Origin of the sequence: Paenibacillus phytohabitans (genome assembly GCF_013141775.1) — a bacterium.
GTDB lineage: Bacteria > Bacillota > Bacilli > Paenibacillales > Paenibacillaceae > Paenibacillus_AQ > Paenibacillus_AQ phytohabitans.
The window spans coordinates 1-798 of record NZ_WHOB01000006.1; the positions used below are offsets into that span (position 1 = coordinate 1).

The 798-nt window shown below is 57.6% G+C and carries 1 protein-coding gene; it reads left to right on the plus strand.

The window, feature by feature from the left end:
* Positions 1-798 (plus strand): extracellular solute-binding protein (locus GC101_RS00195; protein WP_171715641.1); only part of this gene is annotated, 798 nt, incomplete at both ends.

Sequence of the window (798 nt, forward strand, 5' to 3'; positions counted from 1 at the left end):
AACCTGATTATGTCCTCCGGGGAGCCGTATGATGTGATCACCACCTACAATGACATGGCGCTCTATTCCGATTACGCGCAAAAAGGCGCACTCGTCGATCTGACGCCGCTCATTGAGGAATACGGTCCCAATATCAAGAAAGCGATCTCCCAGGAGTCGATGGACGCGCTGAAGATCGACGGCAAGCTGTACGCCATTCCGGTGGTCGTTACCTACAAAGTGAACAGCAGCATCCTGATCCGCACGGACTGGCTGGAGAAGCTGGGGCTGAAGATGCCGACGACTACCGATGAACTGACCACGGTACTGAAAGCATTCCAGGAGAAGGACCCGGGCGGCAACGGCGATCAGAACGTGCCGCTGACGATCCGCGGCGACCTGCCGATGCTGGATAACCTTGTCGGCGCATTCGGCATGCCGAATACGTGGAATGATGTGGACGGCCAGCTGGTACCACGCCTGCTGGACCCGGCGTATAAGGACTACATCACCTATACTGCAGATCTCTACAAGCAAGGACTGCTGGACAAGGAATTCGTCGTGAACAAGGACGCCACCGCCAAAGAGAAATTCACCAGCGGCAAAGCCGGAGCGATCATCGTCCACTGGGCGGATATCGGCGGCATCTCCGATGCGCTGACGAAGAACATCCCGGATGCGAAGTTTGCTTTCGTCTCGGCGCTGAAGGGGCCGTCGGGGGAAGCGGGCTTCTCGGGCAATGCCGGATTCGACCGTCTAACGTTCGTGCCGAAGGCGTCGAAGCATCCGGAAGACGCGGTGAAATGGATCAACGCGACG